At 41.6% G+C, this 21,015-nt stretch carries 7 protein-coding genes; 4 read left to right on the plus strand and 3 right to left on the minus strand.

Features of this window, described 5'->3' with window-relative positions; all coding sequences use genetic code 11:
• Window positions 1–1,034 precede the first annotated feature (1,034 nt).
• Entirely contained in the window at window positions 1,035–2,150 is a 1,116-nt protein-coding gene (locus M23134_RS22040; RefSeq protein WP_004156191.1) for a bifunctional 3-deoxy-7-phosphoheptulonate synthase/chorismate mutase type II, read from the plus strand.
• Between the two features lie 189 nt (window positions 2,151–2,339).
• On the opposite strand, the gene M23134_RS22045 is transcribed toward M23134_RS22040, so the two are convergent.
• Window positions 2,340–5,735, minus strand: a complete 3,396-nt coding sequence (locus tag M23134_RS22045; protein ID WP_004156193.1) for a SpoIIE family protein phosphatase — start codon at window positions 5,733–5,735, stop codon at window positions 2,340–2,342.
• 500 nt (window positions 5,736–6,235) lie between these two features.
• Here M23134_RS22045 and M23134_RS22050 point away from each other — a divergent pair, with 500 nt between their 5' ends.
• On the plus strand, window positions 6,236–6,601 hold the full coding sequence (locus M23134_RS22050; protein ID WP_045114111.1) for a diacylglycerol kinase family protein: 366 nt from the start codon (window positions 6,236–6,238) through the stop codon (window positions 6,599–6,601).
• Here M23134_RS22050 and kdsB read toward each other — a convergent pair.
• The gene (gene kdsB, locus M23134_RS22055) at window positions 6,588–7,328 is read right to left on the minus strand and encodes a 3-deoxy-manno-octulosonate cytidylyltransferase (protein ID WP_004156197.1); all 741 of its coding nucleotides are present in this window, start codon (window positions 7,326–7,328) and stop codon (window positions 6,588–6,590) included. The two genes, M23134_RS22050 and kdsB, sit on opposite strands and share 14 nt — an antisense overlap.
• Before the next feature lie 153 nt (window positions 7,329–7,481).
• On the minus strand, window positions 7,482–8,225 hold the full coding sequence (locus tag M23134_RS22060; RefSeq protein WP_004156199.1) for an SDR family oxidoreductase: 744 nt from the start codon (window positions 8,223–8,225) through the stop codon (window positions 7,482–7,484).
• Window positions 8,226–8,614: 389 nt separating this feature from the next.
• On the opposite strand from M23134_RS22060, the gene M23134_RS22065 reads away from it, so the two are divergent.
• Together M23134_RS22065 and M23134_RS22070 are read left to right on the plus strand one after the other, a co-directional pair.
• On the plus strand, window positions 8,615–10,150 hold the full coding sequence (locus M23134_RS22065) for a S41 family peptidase (protein WP_004156203.1): 1,536 nt from the start codon (window positions 8,615–8,617) through the stop codon (window positions 10,148–10,150).
• Window positions 10,151–10,616: 466 nt separating this feature from the next.
• Entirely contained in the window at window positions 10,617–20,990 is a 10,374-nt protein-coding gene (locus M23134_RS22070; RefSeq protein WP_198145072.1) for an Ig-like domain-containing protein, read from the plus strand.
• Window positions 20,991–21,015: the final 25 nt, after the last annotated feature.

Below are 21,015 nucleotides of genomic sequence, written 5' to 3' on the forward strand. Positions count from 1 at the left end.
TGTTTTGGGTTTGAAAGCTCAAATTTCACTAAAAATGCGCAGGATAGCTACCGTGATTGCTACTTAATTTTGGCAATGTATGTTTATCTTAAGTTTTGCCTCGAAATAAGGAGATAGAGGGGAGCATAGCTGGTTTGTTAGATGAAAACTTTATTTGGATAAATTGGTTTATTAATTGATAAAACACATTAATTTACCAAGTAAATAAGCTTTATAGGTTGAATATTATACAATAATAAAAGATACTCTTGTGGTTTTAACTCTTTTTGTTACTATTTTGTTTTGTATTTTGCGTTCGTTTTCTGTGCTGGCTACCTTGCCTTATCCCACTTTCACAAATCCGTTTTTGACCAAAAAATTACATCCTGGTAGGTTTGTCAAATCTCTGCTTTTCAATTCCTTACTTTATTTAACATCGTTCACCTACACATCTTTGCTATTTGAACATTCATTTCAAGTTGACCTAAAAACAAGGGGAGAAGCGTTGAGTTTTAAATGAGCTAGATCTATTACTTTTACAAGAAATCCCTGTTTGTCGATATGCCAGGAACCACTAAGTAAAAGAGGAGAATATGGTATGAAAAAAATAATACAATATATTGATATATCAACTAATAAGTAGCTTATCTTTTATCGGACTTTGTCAAGCATAGTATCACTAATTAAAGTTTTTGTGCGGTTTGCTGATACTATATTGATTTGGGATATAATTTTTTTGATAGTAAAACAAAGTTATTACTCATTGTGTTGGTTTTATAAAACAAACTCTTTATAATTGTACAAAGCATATCGCTTTTCATCTCAATGGAGAATATTAAGCATAACATAGCGCCCCGATTTTATTATTATTGCCGATTTAGCTTCTGCTATTGGTGGCGTTAATCTATTCTCTCTTATCATACATTGCCACCAGGCAGCCCATTCCGACCCGGTTTTCTTTAAGAAATTCCTTATAACAATACTTGCATTTACATACTGTTAGTTTTAAACAAAAAAACTAAACACATATATAAAACCCCTAAATTAATTTTCCTATGAAACTAGAATTAGATATTCACCCGTTACAGAGCTGGATTCCGCATCAGGACAAGCCTTTGATCATTTCTGGCCCTTGTAGTGCCGAGTCTGAAGAACAGCTCGTAAACACTGCTAAACAATTGAAGCCATTGGGTATCAACATATTAAGAGCTGGTGTGTGGAAACCACGCACGCGCCCCAATAGTTTTGAAGGCTACGGCGAACAAGCCCTGAAATGGTTGCAAACTGCCAAAAAGGAGGTAGAATTACCAGTAGCTATTGAGGTGGCCACTCCACAGCACATAGAGTTAGCCCTTAAGCACGATGTTGACATTTTGTGGTTGGGTGCACGTACTACGGTAAACCCTTTTAATGTACAGGAGATAGCTGATGCCTTGAAAGGCGTAGATGTTCCGGTGATGATCAAAAACCCAATCAACCCCGATTTGGCGTTGTGGATTGGAGCCATTGAGCGTATCTATAATGCAGGTATTCGTAAGCTGGCGGTGATTCACCGAGGCTTTTCTACTTTCCAAAAATCAAAATATCGCAACGAACCTACCTGGCAAATACCCATTGAGCTAAAAACTATTTTGCCCAATATGCCCATCATTGGCGACCCTAGCCATATTGCCGGACGCAGAGATTTATTACAAGAAGTATCGCAAAAGTCGCTGGATTTGAATTATGACGGGCTTATGATTGAATCTCATATTGACCCCGACAATGCTTTGAGTGATGCCAAACAGCAGGTAACACCTGATTCGCTCAGAAATATTTTAGGTGGTTTGCAAACCCGTATCTCCAGAGGTGAAAACCAAGATGCAGTGTTTTTGAATCAACTGGAAGAGCTACGCAAGCAAATTGACAATGTAGACCGTGAGTTGATTGAGATTTTGAAAAGCCGAATGAATCTGGTAGAAAAAGCCTGCGAATACAAGCTACAAAATAATGTAACGATTTTTCAGGTAGAACGCTGGAATGACATTTTTAGAAGTCGCTCTGAGTGGGCACAAAAAATGAATCTAAAAGGAGACTTTATCTCTGAGATTTATAAACTCATTCACGTAGAGTCGATCCGTAGCCAAACCGAAGTAATGGTAAAGCGCGAAACAGTAGACAATTCTAAGTGAGCAAGAACAAAGGTTATTCTTAAAACTGATTATATATAAGGAGGCTATCTTTACAGTTGATTGTAAGGTAGCCTTTTTTGCTTTAGAATGATGACATGATGTGAGGCAAGAGAAAGGTGAAAAAAAACCTCAGTAACCCACACTCTTGGTAATGAATGGTTACTGAGGTTTGCTTGGTGTAATCGGCTACTATAACTGAATGCCAATCACTGTAATATCATCTCGTTGGTCAGCATCTTGTTGATGCGCAATGAGCTTTTCGTGTAAGATTTGCTTTTGTGTTTCAAAAGGCAAATTATAATTTTCGTGTATGATATGTTTGAGATATTTTTCGCCAAAACGCTTGCGTCGTGGATTAGGGTTATCTAAAATACCATCCGTTGTAAAATATATTTTTGTTCCTTTTTTGAGTCTTACTGGTTGGTTAGAGAATGTACGGTAGTTTTCGCGTTGCCATCCACCTATCGACTTTCTATCCCCTTTGATTACCTTCATTTCTCCGTCCTCTTCTATATAATAGATGTTTTGTTTGGCCGCTGAGAATATAATGTCAAACTCTCCGTTGGGTAGTTCTTCTATTCTTGCCATGCTTACTACCATGCCGTCTCCAGTGTTTGCTTCTTTTTGGCGTAGTCTCGCCCTGATACCAATGTGCAAGTGTTCAAGAATTTTGCCTGGTTCCAGTATCTTATGTTCGCTCAGGGTACGGTTCAAAATACTACTACCAATCATTGACATCAACGCACCTGGTACTCCATGACCAGTACAGTCAACAATGGCAAGGTAAATCATTTTGTCTGATACCTGACGGAACCAGTAGAAATCGCCCGAAACAATGTCTTTGGGCATGTACAATACATAATAGTCAGCAAACGAGGTGTCCATTTCTTCTTTTTTAGGCAAAATGGCCGTCTGAATATTTTTTGCATAGTTGATACTATTGGTAATCAACTTATTTTTTACTTCAAGACTTTTACTTTTCTCTTGCAATGCCTCCTGGGTAGTTTGCAGCTCTTCCATGTTTTGTCTTAGCTCTTCCTCAGTGGTTTGCAGTTGGTTAATCGTATCTTTTAAGCCTTGCTCTTGCGCCTGTATTTTTTCATAAGCTTTTTTGAGTACCCGTTCGTTGGCAGCCATTTTTTTATTTTTGCGTTCAAGCTCATCTTTGGCATCTTCCAGTATTTGCGATTGTTTCACAATTTCTTCGTTTTTCTTGCGAATTTCGCTTTCACTTTCTTTTACCTGCTCATACGCCAGTTTTAGTACTTTCTCGTTGGCAGCCAGTTTTTTGTTGGCACCTTCAATTTCTATTTGTTTACGCTCCATTGCCTCTTGAGTAGCTTTTAGCTCCTCCATATTTTGGCGTATTTCTTCTTCTTGTGCTTTAAGTTCTTCGTTTTTCTGTTTGATTTCCAGTTCACGGTCTCTGGCTTTTTTATACGCTTTTTTGAGTACTTGTTCGTTTACTTCCAATTTTTTCTTGGCTTTTTCAAGTTCTCGTTGCTTTTCGCTCATTGCCTCTTGAGTAGCCTGGAGTTCTTCCATATTCTGGCGCATTTCTTCTTCTTGTGCCAGCAGCATTTCCGTTTGTTCTGTTTTTTCTTCAAGCGACTTTTCTATCTGCTTCTTCTGCTCTTCTATCTGAGCTGTTTTGTTTTCTACCTCATCTTGTGCCGCAATAAGTTTCTGCATGTTTTTGTTCAACTCCTCTTCTCGTAGTTGCAGCTGCTTTTCCGACTCTCTGGACTTTTGAAGCAGGCTTTTGGTTTTATGATTCGACTTAACACTTGATATGGTGATGGCAATGGCCTCGGCAAGGTGTTCTACAAAAGTGACTTCAAAATCTTCAAAAACCTTAAAAGATGAAATTTCCAGTACTCCTTCTACCGTTTCTTGTATGGTCAGGGGTACAATTAGTACATTGTTAGGGGCAGCTTTACCAGTGATAGAGCTAATATAGCCATAATCTTTAGGTATGTCTGATATATGAATTGTTTTACCCTGTCGGAATGCTTGTCCGGCGAGTCCGTGGTCAATTTTAATAGTTTGTTGGGTAGCTTCCTTATCTATGCCATAATAAGCCAATAAGCTTAGTTCATCCTCTTTGTCTTCTGACAACATATACAGTGCACCCTGGTTGGCGCTCATATACTCTACCACACCTACAATCACTTCGTCTCCTACTTTCAGTAAGTTTTCTTGTGAACGCAGTACTTCCGAAAATTTAGCCAAACCATCGCTCACCCAATTATTCCGATCCTGGATAGTGGCGCTTCGCTGAAGGTTATCCCGCATTTTAATCAGGGTATTACCTAATACAATATCTGGTTTAAATTTGGTTTTTGCCGAGTAATCGCCTGTACCCACCTTGTCGGCAAAGTTTACCATTTGGCTAATGTTGATGGTAAGTTCATTAATTTCATGGGTAATTTCGCCAATCTCATCGTCCGACTTAGTTTCAATAGTTTCAGGAATGTTTCCTTTCATTAATTGTTTTACATTGTTGCGGAGTGTAGACAAACGATTAACAATTCTTCGGCTTGATATACCAACAATTAAAAACACTGTAATCAGTATAAACACCAGCCCTACCAGCACCAGATTAATGCGCAAGTTGCTGGTGACATTGAGTTGGCCTTTAGGTATTTTATAAAGCAGCACCAGGTAATTGTTAGCAACGTCTTTATTAGGCACAATCTTACTTGAGGTATAAAGGTGACCATCAACAATTAAAGGTTCGTTGTAATGGGTAGACAATAGCTTCTGTACCTGATCAGGCTCTCTCTCCGAAATATTATGGGTAGGCATTTTCAAGTCTTTGCCCCATAACAAAGTATTGTTAGTATGGTATACATAGTAACCCTCTGAGGTAAGCAACGACAAGTTTGTGTGAGATTTGTTTTTGATAATTTTATTGTCATTTTTTTCCCAGGCTCTTAAGTTATCCATCAAAAGGTTTAGGTCAAGATCAACCACAATCATCCCTGATTTTTGGTCGTTTTTGTCCATTACAGGAGTAGCATAAGTTAAGGTAGGTTGGCTAATATCGGGGGTTTGTTTGCGGTCTTTTTTCAGGTAAGGGGTTGTATGATAAAACTGTCCTTCCTGAAGTTGTCTGGTTTTTACAAAAAACTCTTCTCCTTTGCTGTTTTTCAACGCCTGGCGTTCGGTACTATTTGCATTGCCGTTTTTGTAGTCTACTTTGATCAACTCTTGTCCGTTTTGATCTATAAAACGAATCTGGCTAAATACTTTTCGGGTGCGGGCAAGTTGTTGAAAAGTTTCAGTTAAAGTATGAAGCGATTCTGATGCATCTTCTTTGGTAGTGTCAGCCGATAGTTTGTTCAATTGTGATAATCGACTCAAGAATAACAAGTCGGTTTGGGCACTTTGAAAAAATTGCTCTACCTGTGTTGCTTCGTTTTTAATTTCACTTTTAGACTTTCTTTTTGCCTGATCATATAAAGCATCAGTAGCGTATTTGTCAGATAAAATGACGTATGTAGCAATAGACAAGACCAATAGTACTATCACTGGCAGCGCTAACTTTATGCTTATATTTAGATTACGAAATAACTTTAGCATTGTAAAATGGATGACTCACAAAATAAGTTAATGAATTCTAAGAATTTAGTAAGGTACGATTGTTTTGTTGATAGGTTATGTAAAAAGTCGTGCCATAGTTGAAAATTTGATTTAGGAAATTACATAAGCAATAATAATCAATGAAGATACATTTTGTTTTATAAAATAATAAATAAGCGTATGTTTTTTTCTGATGTTGTAGCTATACCAATAAGATTATGTGGTGACAAATTGGAAATAATACAAAAAAACAAACTTTTGCAATGCTTTTGGTCAAAGGCTTTTAAATATACTTATACAATATAGGTTTATTGTAGTGATAAACTTTATTTTTTCTTTATATGCTATTTATTATCAGATAGCTAATTAATAAAAATGCCTGAACGCAACCTAATAATTACGAAATTTTTATTAAAATAAAAATTTGAAAAAATGAGTAAATTGTTACATTAACAAAAGTTAAAACTCACTACTTGGAATGATTGTTTGACAAAATTGTAATGATAAAAAAGAGGTTGAAAAGTTTTGGATACGCAGGAAAGGGGATCAAGTTTTTTTTTGTGACCCAACCACATGCCAAAGTACATACCGTGATGGCGTTCATGGCAATAGTATTGGGCATTGGGTTTGATATTGCCAGAACCGACTGGTTGGCAATTGTAGTAGCTATAGGATTAGTATTGGTAGCCGAAACTACCAATACTGCTCTTGAAGAGTTGGTCAATTTTGTGTCTCCTGATTATCACAAGCAGGCAGGCATTGTAAAAGATATAGCCGCCGGAGCGGTATTGTTGGCTGCTATCACAGCTTTAGTAATAGGAGTGTTGGTATTTTTGCCCCAAATAGTCAAACTTATACAAACTTAGACGCTTTGGCAAGGTCATCAGCCGTGTCTATCGACAAGGTACTCATCTTGCTAATGCCTACTTTGATACGATAGTGCTCCAGCCAGCGTACTTGCTCTAGTCCTTCGGCTATTTCAAGGGCTGACATGGGCAACTGCGATATATTGGCCAATATGTCGGTTTTAAAACCATAAATTCCCAGGTTTTTATAATAGGGGTGGAGTTTTAGCCATTGAGGTTGAATCTTATCCTTATAATAAGGAATAGGGCTTCGGCTGATATACATTGCCTCAAAAGTTTTGGCATTAAATACTACCTTTGCTTCTTTGTGGTCAAACAACTCGTCATAGTCTTCAATTCGACTTATCAAAGTTCCAATCTCGGTTTTAGGGTCACTGAACAAGCGCGCCAATTCATCTATTTGGTCTGGATTGATAAATGGCTCATCTCCTTGAATGTTGATACACACATCGTATTCTTTCTGAAACCTGAGCGCAACCTCAGCACATCGGTCAGTGCCCGTAGGGTGGTTGTGTGAGGTCATAATGGCTTCGCCTCCGAAGTCTTTTACATGCGTAAAAATTCGCTCGTCATCGGTGGCTACTATCACCTTGTCAAGTTTTTGTGCTTTGCTTGCTTGCTCAAAAACCCTTTGTACCATTGTTTTGCCGCCTATATCTATCAAAGCCTTGCCGCGCAGACGTTGCGATCCATAACGGGAAGGAATAATTCCTAGTATTTTTGTCATGTAAAACTATTATTTTTGATCTTTTTTAAAAATGGATAAACCCTGTTTGTTGGTTTTGTAAGTTGTTAAAAACCAGTGTTTTACGAAGTATTTAATGACTTTTAAAACAACTGTATACTTGTTACTTGTAGCTAAAAGCTTGAGGCTGCTTACCTACATCAGTCCGTTGGCAGTCCATCCCCCATCTACATTAATATCTTGTCCAGTGATGTATACCGAAGCATCAGATGCTAGAAATATGGCAGCCCCGGCTAGGTCTTCAGGGGTTCCCCAACGCTTGATCATCATGTGGGCTTCACGGGCTTTACGTTTTTCGGGGTCGTTAAAGCTACCAATGGTCATTTCTGTTTTGATGTATCCAGGGGCTATATTGTTGGCTCTTACCCCATACTTACCCAAGTCACGGGCAAAAGCTTTGGTCATTAAACGAATACCTCCTTTAGACGCTACATATGCTGGGTTGGCAGGAAACCCCAAGCTTGCGCCTAAACTACTAATGCTTATAATGCTACCCCGTTCCATTTTTTTCATGTGCTCGGCTGCTTCTCTGGTCCAGCCAAAGGCAGCTGTAAGGTTTACCTCAATGGTTTTGTCCCAGGCATCACGTGGATACTTGCCCTCTTCTACATGGGTAACTCCGGCATTGTTTACCAAAATAGGTGTTTTTTCGCAGTTGGCGTAAGCCTTGGCGCATACCTCTTCCTGAAGTTTTTCATCGGTTACATCACCTACTATTTGATGGAAACCTTCTGCTTCTACGTTCTCTTTATGTTGTAAATCTATGCTGTATATTTCAGCACCAAATTTGTGTAACCCTTTAGCTATTCCGAAACCATTACCTCGACCAGCACCAGTTACAATGGCAACACAACCTTTTAAACTAAATAAGTCTTGCATATTTCTATGGGTATGTTTGATTTAGAGTATGTTTAAAAATTAGTTTATTGGTTTATTTTCAAAGGTGAAACAGAGCTCGCTTGCTGCTCGGTTATAATCTGGGCTAAAAAATGATTTTTATGCGTTGGCTTCGTCGATTTTAGCCGTTGGCAGAGCCCCGAATCAAGTTCGGTTTACAACTCCGAGCTTGTTCTCGGAGGATTAGAAACTCAGCACAGCTGTAGTTATCAGTTCACTTAAAAACGCAACTGCCAGCACAAAAACCGAAGCCCAAAGGGTGAGCGTTGCCTTTTCAGCTAAACTCATCATTTTTAACTCCGAAAATAAAATATAAACACGCTCTTGTTGTAAAAATGGCAATTACGTGAATTTCAAATTCTTTTGCTTGTATGATTCGCACAAAATTATCTAAAGTATTCGTATATAGGCTTTTTTGGGCTGTTATACATATCAATAGTTGTTTACTCATTGCAGGTTTTGCTCCATTATGGGCGCAAAACGAAGAGACTTACGATGTGGCTCACCGCTATAGTGTGGCAGAGCTCAAAGAAGACTTTAAGTTGGTGCGTAAAGTATTGCAACAAGCCCATCCTGGAGTGTATTGGTATACCAAACCTGAGATTTTTAAGCAAAAGTTTGACAGCACATACCTTCAGCTCAACCAGGCGATGACCGAAGTAGAGTTTTATCGTTTTCTTTCGCCTTTGGTGGCCCTTGCCAACTGTGGGCATACCGTGCTCGACCCTTCAGAAGAGTACCAAAATCAAGGTAAACGCTTTCCGCTGGATATTAAGTTTGTAGACGATAAAGTATATTTGTTGTATAATTATAGCGAAGATTCCACTTTGCAGATGGGGTCGGAGCTATTGGAGATTGAAGGACAACCCATCAAGAAAATTGTAGCGAAACTATTGCCTGCGATCAGCTCTGACGCCCACAATGAAATATTTAAGTATGGTACCCTGGAAGAAGATTTTCAAAACTATTATGACTTGTTTATTGGGAAGCCAGACACTTTTTTATTGAAGTGTCGTTCGCCGCAAGGCAAAATATTTACTACCAAAGTAGCTGCTTCTGACGATCCTATGCTGAAACGCTACCACAAACGCTCAGCTATAGAGGTAGGAACCTACCCATTACGTTACAAAGAAATAGACTCGTTGAGCACTGCTGTAATGAAAATCACCTCATTTTATCCTACCGAAATCAAAGAAGGTGGACAGCGTTTTTCGCGCTACCTCAGGCGTAGTTTTAAGAAAATACACCGCCACAAAATTCAAAACCTGGTGATAGACCTAAGAAACAATGCAGGAGGAGAGATGTTGTATGCCAACGGTTTGTTTGCCTACTTGTATGGTGAACCTTACATGTTTCTTGACCGCATAGAGGTAGCCACCAATAAGCCGTTAGATTTTTTGAAGTATACCAATTGGGATAAGATTGATATTCATGATACCAAATATTTAGAAGAGCAAGCGCAAGACTCAACAATAAAAAAAGACGGGGTAAATTATGTAGTAAAGACCAACTATTATGATTTTCTTGAGATTCAGTATCCACGACGCAAACGGGTGTTTAAGGGCAATGTGTATGTATTGATGAACCGCAAAAGTTATTCGGCTACTTGTTTGTTTGCGTCACTGTTGTACTCTACCGAAAGGGCTACCTTTATTGGGGAAGAAGCAGGAGGGGGTGCACAAGGGTTGAACGGGGGGACATTCTTGGATGTAACCCTGCCTCATACTTACCTCAACCTGGTGGTACCTCTGGAAAAATGGGTAAAGATTCCCCAAAACTATCCTCACCTAAACCGGGGAATTATTCCGCATTATGTGGTGCAGCCTTCTATTATGGAGAGAGTAAACAAAGAAGACAAGGTGATGGAGTTTACCTTGCAAAAAATAGCCAAAAGCCCCAAAAAATAAGAGGAGTAGATTTACACGGTTGGTTTTTAGCAAAAAAAAGAAGCCTTAAGACAACTTTTTTACTCCCAAACCTGTCAGGACATAGTATAAAGGTGCATTTTATACCTTATTATATATTAAGTTTTCAAGCCCGTCATCAACACTTACCTTTTACACACAAAGCAAATAAACACCTGTAATTTTTATAAAAACATCACTGGAAAAAGACTGCCTATAAGTGAACGAGTTTTTTAGCTAAAAACTACAATTGCAAATCGCTACAGAAAAGTACATATATAAAGAGTACAAAGTGGCAAAAAAAGTCTTTTATAAGCTATAGGGATAGATTATTTCCTTACATACACACAATCTTACATAAACACACATTGGGCGCATTGGCTCACTTTGATGAGTCATATTTGCAATCTTGGAAAAATCATTACGAATGAATGCCATGTTTACAACAATACCGAAAATTAAGCAATCGATGCTACGAACTATACTCTCTCTTGTGCTGATGCTCTCCACGTTGGGAGTTTGGGCACAGCCTACCTTTAATAGCGCCGAAGTACAAGCCAATTTCCCCAACTGGGTAGATGTAACTTTTAATACCAGCAATGATATGGTGACAGGCGATGGAGGCACTGGTTTTACCATTAGGGTAAACGGAGCTGCTTCTGCCATTGCTGAGGTACGTTATACTGCTGCGCAGGGTGTACCTAGCAATCAATTATGGTTTAGGTTGGCAGTTCCTGTAAAAGCTGGACAAACAGTAACCATTGAATACAACGATATAGGGGATACTGGAGAAGCAATTGGGGGGCAACTGGCGTCTTTTGGTGCACAGGCAATCACCAATAATGTGACAGCCGTAACGCTTAGCCCTACTCATAATACTACCAATGTAAACCCCAATGCTAACTTTACGCTTAACTTTAATGGTACCAATGTACAGGCAAATGCCGGAGACATTACAATTCGTCCGTTGAGCCCGGCAGGTACTGATATAACCATTGCAGTGGGCGATGCCCAAGTAAGTATCGTAAACGATGTGGTGACCATTAACCCTACGGCAGACTTAAGCCCTGGCACTCAATATGAAATATTCTTTGCTGATGACGTGTTCCGAACTACTTCAAGTGGACAATTGGCAGGCATTGCCTCGGGCACTTGGCAGTTTACTACAGGGGGAGCCACAATTACAGGTTTTTCGCCAACCGATGGGGCTACTGGTATTTCGGTTTTTGACAACCTTCAGGTCACCTTTTCGGACAATGTAACCGCCAATACCGGGAATATTGTGATTAGAAACACGACCGATGGAGTTGATGAACACACTATTAGCATTACCGATGGTACCCAAATAAGCATTACCAATAATGTATTGACGATTGACCCTGCAACTGACTTGAATCCAAGCAAAGTCTATGAAGTGACAATGGCAGCAGGTACATTGCTCAAAACTGCTGACGGTATGAATGCCGCAGGAATAGCTACTACTGACTGGAACTTTACCACTGCTGTGTTGCCTGCCTTTGCCACTACTGCATTTAGCCCCGTAGATGGAGCTACTGATGTGGCAAAAAACACCAACATTACGATTAGCTACAATGCTTCTATAGTGGCCAATACCGGGAATATAGTCATAAGAAATACTACTGACGGGGTAGACGAGCACACCATTAGTATATTGGATGGTACTCAGGTAAGCATATCAGGCAATGTGCTGACGATTGACCCTGCTGCTGACCTAAATGCTAACAAAAATTATGAAGTAACGATGGTTGCTGATGTGGTGCGCAGGGCATCAGACAATACTGCGGCTCCTGCCTTGGTCAGTGGAGACTTGAATTTTGGTACAGCAATCACCATTGTGAGCATCAGTCCAACCAATGGCAGTACTGACATCGCCACCAATGCTTCTTTTGTGATTACCTTTGATGCAGATGTAACCGCAGGTAGTGGCAACATCAGCTTGGCAGACCTTACCAATGGTGGTACCACCAATATCAACGTAGGTGCATTGGTGTTTGCTGGAAACACGGTAACAATCACGCCTACTTTAAATCCTAACACTCAGTATGAACTACGCTGGACAGCGGGTAAAATCAATGCCAGTGGAGGGGCAGGAGCTACAGTGCCAGTAGTATCTACGGGTGAATGGGTGTTTACTACAATATCGGGCATCGCCCCCAACACCTTGAACCCAACAAATAATGCGGTAAATATAACTCCTGGTGCTACCAACCTGAGCCTTACCTATTCGGGCAATGTACAGGCGGGTACAGGTAATATGGTATTGACTAATGTGACTGATGGAAGTTCTGAAAACATTGATGTAACAGGAGGTAATGTAAGCATTACTGGAGCTGCTGTTACCATTACTCCTCCTAGTGGGCTTACTGCTAATAAACTGTATCAGGTAACAATTCCCGCAGGTGGATTTGCCGCAGCGACTGGTGCCAATGCTCCAGTGCCTGAGCTTACCGCAGGCAACTGGCGTTTTACTACCAGTTCGGCAGTAAGCGTGAATACCTTGGCTCCCACACATAATGGAAGCAATGTAGCTACTTTAGCCAATTTGACCATTAATTTTTCGGGCAATGTACAAGCAGGGACAGGCAACATTGTGGTTACACCAATTACCCCAGCTGGTACTGCACAAAACTTTGACGTGAACACGTTGGTGACCATTGCTGGAGCAACAGTGACTGTGCCCAACGTAAACTTAAATGCCAATACATTATATGAAGTAACTTTTGCGAATGGTGTATTGCAAGATGCTATTGCTCCAAACAGTGATGTGACAGGGATTACTACTGGCAATTGGCGTTTTACTACTATGCCAGGCATTACAAATACTCCTACTACGCCTGCCGACAATGCCAATAATGTGGCTTTGAACACGAATCCTTTGATTACCTACTCGGCTGACATTCAGAAAAATACTACAGGTAATGTAACCATTACTCCAATTAACCCAGCAGCAGCAGCCACTGTTTTGCCTATTACAGACGGAAGTATTACTATACAAAATGGCAATGAATTGTTGATCACTTTGCCTGATTTTAATCCCAACACCGAGTATCAAATCACTATTGATGATGGAGCACTCAAAGCTGCCAATCAGGCGCAAGCCGAAATAGCTGGAGTAACCGCTGGCAACTGGACATTTACCACTGTGGGTGGGGTAAGTATTACTTCCCCTACAGTAAACGCCTGTGTGGGAGGTGGTTTTGTCGACATTGATCCTATTGTAATCACTGAGGGGTCAGCTTCTTCGTTTGCCACAGGCACCACCCAAACTTTGGTTTTAACTGTGCCTTCTAACTATACAATGCAAGTAGGGGTAGGTTCGGTGATTGTAACTGGAGCAGAAATAAGTAATGCAAGTGTAAATGTAGCTGCCAACCTGATTACGGTGCAATATGACATAACGGGAGGTGCCAACATCAACTCAATTGTAATCAATGGCTTAAAAATAAGGGCTGACAATGCAGGTGCAGGCAATATCACCAATAATGGAACGGGCTCAGCAGTGCAACAAGGCAATGCGAGTGGAACCGTTCATGCGGTATTAAACTCTCCGAATCGCCCTTCAGCACCTACTTTAAGCAATACTGCCTTTACTTTTTGCCAAAATACCAATATCAATGCACAAACGGTTACGGCAAGTGGGGGAGGCACCTATACCTGGTACGACAATGCGGCTTTGACTAATGTGTTGTATACTGGAGCTACGCCAAATTTGGTTACGAACCTGGGTGCGTCTAGTGCCACTGTAGGAACCACTACCTACTATGTTACGCGTAATGATGGTACCTGTGAGAGTACATCTGCTACAGTAACCGTTACTATTGATGCCGAACCTGCAGTATCATTGGTAAGTAGTGATGCTGACAATGTAATATGCGAAGGCGAAACAGTGATTTTTACCGCTATATCAACCCCTAGTGCGGGGGCTAATTATCATTTCAAAAATGGAACTACTACCTTGCAAAACTCAGGTAGTAATACTTATTCAAGTAATACGCTTACCTCTGGAAATATTACCGTAGAGGTGACAGTCAATGGTTGTACCGCGACTTCTTCAGCCATAGCTCTTACTGTCAATGGGTTACCAGATGTGGGGTATATTGAATCTGTTAATAGTAGTTTTCCTAATGACCAGACGGATGCAGTGCCTTTAAGCGATGGAGATGCTACTACGCCTACGTATGGGGGAACAGTAGGAGGAACCATAGTAGCTACTACAGTAGGCACTTACTCAGGACCTGGCGTAGTAGGGACTAATTTTTACCCCGATGTAGCAGGTGATGGTGACCACTTGATTACCTATACTTACACTGACCCCGCGACAGGTTGTACCAATAGTACTACTTTTAATTACAATGTATTTAACCCAAATGGGGCAATTGTAGGTTTGAACAGCTCTTATTGTGTGGGCGATGCTCAAACTGGCAACCTTACCCCAAGCTCCAATACAGCTATTTTTCCTAATACTATAGTTAAAAAACTCAAAATATTTGGTAATACTATCAAGTCTACTTATACCAAAACAACTTCTTTTACTATCTCAGGGACAGGCATTGTAGGTGGACCTCCTTATCAGTTCAACCCGAATACAGATGGTTTTCGTAATGTCACTATAAAGGTGCGTTATGATTATACCTCCGGAGATGGTCCTTTGTGGGGACCGTTTATTGAGAAAAAGGTTCCTGTAGGGGTGACCGTTTCGCCCTTACCTACTTTGGTGCTTGGCGGGTTGGAGAGCCAGTACTGTACAGATGTAGCGTCGGTAAACCTTGATTTGAGAGCCAACGGTAACAGTGTAACCAATAACTTTATAGTAAAATATAAGAAAAATGGCAGTGGTACGGTCAATTCCTTTGCCGCCAATGTAAAGATCTTTAACCCAGCCACTTTGGGGGCGGGTAGTTATGAAATGTTTTTTGATTATACCGATCCCTCTACTGGTTGCTCCAATACTTCGGCATCTTCATTTTTTAATATTTATGATGTGCCTGTTCCTTCTTTTCTTTTTCCCTCAAATGATGCTACTCATTGTGTCGATGTTACCAGTATTTCATTGACTCCAAGAGATGGAGGGGCAACGATTACAGGAGCCAATTTGGGTGGAGTAGTGTTTGAAGTGCAGAAAAATCAGACGGGAGCGTACAGCCAATTAGGAGCAGGAGAAACTAATCTGAATCCGGCAACTTATGGGGTGGGAGATCATAACGTAAGAATGAGGTATACCAATGCCAATGGGTGTTCGGTTACTACAGGTAACCAGGTGCTCACAGTATATGTGTTACCTGTTCCTTCTTTTACTTTTGGGGGAGGGGTGACCAGCTATTGTGTAGATGTAACCACGGTTACGCTGGCACCTCGCGATGGAGGGGTGAACATTGCTGGTGCTAACCTAGCTAATGTAATATTTGCTATAGATCAAAACTCTACTGGAGCATTTGTAAATCAAACCGCTGGCGATGTAACCTTTGATCCCAATGCATTGGGAGTAGGTACTCACCAAATTCGTTTTACTTATACAAACACCAATGGTTGTGTGGCTACCTCAGCGGTAAGCACTGTTACGGTATTGCCTTTGCCCGATCCTAACTTTGCTGAGTCTAACCTGGTGTATTGTGCCGATGTTACCAGTGCTGTCCTGACTTTAAGAGATGGTACCAATAACCTGATTACTACACAGCTAAATAATGCGAGTATAGAAATTGATAAAAACTCTTCAGGTACTTTTGCCTCACCACCACCTGGAAGCATTATCAAAAATATACCTACTTCCAGTATAACGCTCAATCCTAGTGTACTGGGGGCTTCTTTAGTGGGCAACCCACACTTGATTCGTTTTACTTATACCGACGGCAACAATTGTCAGAAAACTTCTGCTACACTAAGTGTTACAGTCAATGCTTTGCCTGCCCCTAACTTTACATTGGCAAGCGGATCGGCTCCTTTTATTTATTGTATAGATGCTACCCAGCAAGAGCTGGTGATACGCGATGCTACCGCTACACTAAGCGCAACAGAGCTTGCCAATGCAGTGTTTGAAGTAGACAAGGGCACTGGTTATACAGCCAATAATGGAGAAGTGAATGTTGATTTGACCAATGGGAAAGCTTACATCGTTCCTGGTATATTGGGTGTTTCGACTGGCCCTCCTCACAAAATACGGTTTACTTATACCAATGCCAATGGATGTAAACTTACCTCTACTCACTTAAATGTTACGGTTAACCCCTTGCCCCAGCCCAACATTACTGGAGTAGTGACCACTGGCTATTGTGTAGATTTGACTACTGCTACTATCAACTTACGAGACAATTTAACTGCCTTGACTGCGGCTCAGTTAAGCGGAGGCAGGGTCACTTTTGAGATTAAAAAGAACTCGGGTAGTTTTGCTGCACCCACCAACGGCGAAGTAAGCATTGCCGGAGCAGCGGTATCTATTCACCCTGATAAAATAGGAGTAGGTAACCATGAGTTACGCTTTACTTATACCGATGATAATACTTGTGTGCAAACGTCGGTTGAAGTGCCCATTGTAGTACACGCCTTGCCTGACCCTAATTTTACCGGGTTAAGCGCCGAATACTGTATGGACAATGGCTTGGTTACTTTTGTGCCCAGAAATGGTACCACTGTTATCAATGCTTTGGGTAATGTAACTTACTCTATTAACACCAACAGTGGCGGCTGGGTAAACAACCCTGGTTCTATCAATGTAAATGTGGGAGCCAACACGGTAACTTTTAACCCTGCCACGGCTGGAGTAGGTATTCACCAAATCCGCTTTACTTATACCGATGGCAATGGTTGTGTGCAAACCTCTACCCCCGAAACCACCGTGGTTCACGCGTTGCCTCAGCCTAACTTTACCATTGCGGGCAATGTCACTACTTATTGTATAGATGCAGCAAGCCCCTTACTTACCCTCAGAGATAATACTACTACCCTTACCTCAGCGCAACTAAACAATGTGACATTTCAGGTTGACAAAGGTCAAACGGGTACTTATGTAGCCAATAGCGGAGAAATAAGTGTAGATGTTGCCAACAACCAGGTGTTGCTTAACCTCGCAGCGCTGGGGGTAGGTACTCACAACATTCGATATGTATATACAGATGGCAACACTTGTGTAGAAACATCGGCATTTATGGCAATTACTATTAACCCCTTGCCTCAACCCAACATTACTGGGGTAGTAACCACTGGCTACTGTGTAGATTTAACTACTGCCACCATTAATCTAAGAGATAACCTCACCGCTTTGACTGCGGCTCAGTTGAGCGGAGGCAGAGTTACTTTTGAGGTTAAAAAGAACTCAGGTAGTTTTGCTGCACCCACCAACGGAGAAGTGAGTATTGCCGGAGCTACGGTATCTATTCACCCTGATAAAATAGGAGTGGGTAACCACGAGTTGCGTTTTACTTATACCGACGATCAAACTTGTGTGCAAACCTCGGCTGAGGTGCCCATTGTAGTACACGCCTTGCCTGATCCTAACTTTACCGGGCTAAGCGCCGAATACTGTATGGACAATGGCTTGGTTACTTTTGTGCCCAGGAATGGTACCACTGTCATCAATGCTTTGGGTAATGTAACTTACTCTATTAACACCAACAGTGGCGGCTGGGTAAACAACCCTGGTTCTATCAATGTAAATGTGGGCGCCAACACGGTGACCTTTAACCCGGCAACGGCTGGAGTAGGTACTCACCTCATCCGTTTTACTTATACCGATGGCAATGGTTGTGTGCAAACCTCTACCCCCGAAACCACCGTGGTTCACGCGTTGCCTCAGCCTAACTTTACCATTGCGGGCAATGTAACGGCATATTGCCGAGATGCGGCAAGCCCAGCACTTACCTTAACTGATGCTACCACCAGTACAACATTGAACAACAATGCCGGAGGAGAGTTAAGTCGGGTGGTTTTTCAGATTGACAAAGGGCAAACGGGCACTTATACCAACAATAATGGAGATGTAAGCATTTTGCCTGCTACTAACCAGGTGTTGCTTAACCCGGCAGTGTTGGGCGTAGGTACCCATAACATTCGCTATGTATACACCAATGCCAATACTTGCGTGGCTACGTCTAATACCCTGGCGATCACTATTCATGAATTGCCCTCGCCAGTAATTAATGGCATAGATGCTACTGGGTATTGTGAAAGTGAAACTACCGCTACTATTACCTTAAAAGATGGAAGTACTGACATTAACATAAGTGCTACCAATGTGGTGTTTACGGTAGACTTAAACCAGTCAGGAACATTTGCTGCGCCTCCTGCCGGAGGAATTACGCCAAATATTGGGGGCAATACAGTTACTTTGAATCCCAATTTATTTCCGGTAGGTGTTCATAAAATAAAGTATACTTATACCGATGGCAACAGCTGCGTGACTACCTCAAGCACACTTGTTACTTTTGAGATACTTAAACTTCCTACCCTTACTTTTACTGGATTGGATGCCACTTATTGTAATGATATAAACTCAGTACAATTAAGGGCGTTTAACAATGGTTCTGTGTTGGCGCCACCCAGTGGGGCTTTTAAAATAAGCACTGATGATGTCAACTTTTCGGCCAACTCAGCCATTGACCCTAATACCCATATTTTAGACCCCACCAAACTTACCCCTGGAGTTTACTGGATTCGCTATGACTATACCGATGGTTTGGCTTGTGCCAACATTTCTGGATCACAAAGGTTTGAAGTCTTTTTCTCTCCCAGTGACCTGGATTTTACCTTCAATAACACCTGTTTTGGTGATGATGTAACGTTCAGTGCCACTGCTACCGGGATTACTACGGGTTGGAAGTGGGCATGGACATTTGGTGATGGGGGGATTGCTAACATTCAAAACCCTAGCCATAAATATCCTACTTTTGCTGGTTTTCAGGTAACCCTGACTGCCACCAACCAACATGGCTGTCAGTTTACTGTGACCAAAACGGTGACAGTGACACCAGTACCTACGGCAGATTTTGGTTCGGCTGGTTTTTGTTTGGGAGGCATTACTCAATTTACCGATCAGTCTACGGTGTCGCAACCGGGCAACATTGTAAAATGGAATTGGGACTTTGGCGATGGTACCACCTCTACTTTACAAAACCCTACCCACATGTATGCTGCAGCAGGTACTTATGTGGTTACTTTAAGAGTGGAAACTCAGGGGAGTGTAAGTAGTTGTGTTGATCAGATCACCAAAACAGTGTATATTTTCCCTTATGTAAACGTGTCTAACACCCAAAACTATTTTGAAACTTTTGACACAGGCAACGGGGGCTGGATTCCTGCCGGAACTAACTCAAGTTGGCAACATGGTACACCTTCAGGTAGTACCTTTGACGCTACCAGTGGTGGGGTTTGGGCTACCAACCTGAGTGGAGCTTATAACAACAATGAAGTGTCTTATGTAGAAAGCCCTTGTTTCAATATTGATCAGATGTTGCGCCCAGTGATCAACCTTAGGTATTGGGTCAATACAGATGTTAACTTTGATGGAGCAGTGTTGCTTGCTACGCTTGACGATGGCGTAACCTGGGAAGTGGTAGGCAAGGTGGGGTCGGGCATTGCCTGGTACAATAAAACAGGGATTTTGGGCAACCCTGGAGTGCAAAGTGCTGCCCAGTCAAGCTGGAACGGTAATATTATAGGTTGGGCGGGCGATACCGATACTACCTGGAGCGTGGCTAAATTTCCTTTGGACGAATTAAAAGCCCGCCTTGACGCCAGTGCTACTGATAATTTAAAAACTATTCGTTTCCGCATAGCTTTTGGTAGCGACGCCAGCAACCCAATTGGGTCTAATTTAGATGGTTTTGCTTTTGACAATGTGTTGATTGGTGAAAGAAACCGGGTAGCTCTGTTAGAACACTTTACCAATAGCTCTAACGCTGCTGCCAATACCGAAAATGACTTTATCAACACTTTTACTGAGGGACGCACCCCCGAAGTAGTCAATATTCAGTACCACACCAAATTTCCGGGTGACGACCCATTGAATAATGACAATAATGCAGCACCCAGTGCGCGTGCTTTGTATTATGGGTTGGCAGTTACACCAAGAACCGCATTAGATGGTTCTACCCGCGACTCGGTGTTTTCGCTGTATGGACAAGACGATTATAGCCGACGTACCCTAGAGGCAGCTCCGTTTAGCATTAACCTTGACTTTAGTGGAAGTACTCCTACCAGCTTAAGTGTACAAGCTACTATAAATGCGCTCAATACTGTAGAGCGTCCATTGATCGTGCAAGTGGCAGTGATAGAAAGAGAAATTGCAGGCGTGGGAAGCACTGGGCTAGTGTTTAAAAATGTGGTGAAGAAAATGTTGCCAAGTGCTGCAGGTACCCTGATAGATTGGACTGCAGGTAAAACCAGCGAAGTGATTAGTCAGCGCTGGGAACTTGCCAATGTGTATGACAACCAACAGATAGGAGTAGTAGTGTTTGTGCAAGACGATGAAACCAAGGAAGTGTATCAGGCTGCTATTGGCGATCCATCAAGTTTGCTCAGAACCAACGGTGGCAACCAAAGCAATGACGACAAGCAAGTCACTGGCATTGCCGATGACCAAAAACACGACTTTGTGGTATATCCCAACCCAGCCGTTACCCAGGTATATGTAGGGTATAAATCATTGAGTTTTACTGAACATACCCCCTATATAGTCTATGATCAGTTGGGCAAAGTAGTGGCTTCGGGCACTGTAGTTCAAGGCAAACAAGGTGTAGTGATTGATACCCGCCAATGGTCAGAAGGGGCATACTATGTAGAGCTGACTTCGTCTGATGGCACCTCCTTGAAAAGCAAACTGGTAAAACATTAAATTTACTTTCTAACAAATAATTGAG

The sequence above is a fragment of the Microscilla marina ATCC 23134 genome (genome assembly GCF_000169175.1).
Taxonomy (GTDB): Bacteria; Bacteroidota; Bacteroidia; order Cytophagales; family Microscillaceae; genus Microscilla; species Microscilla marina.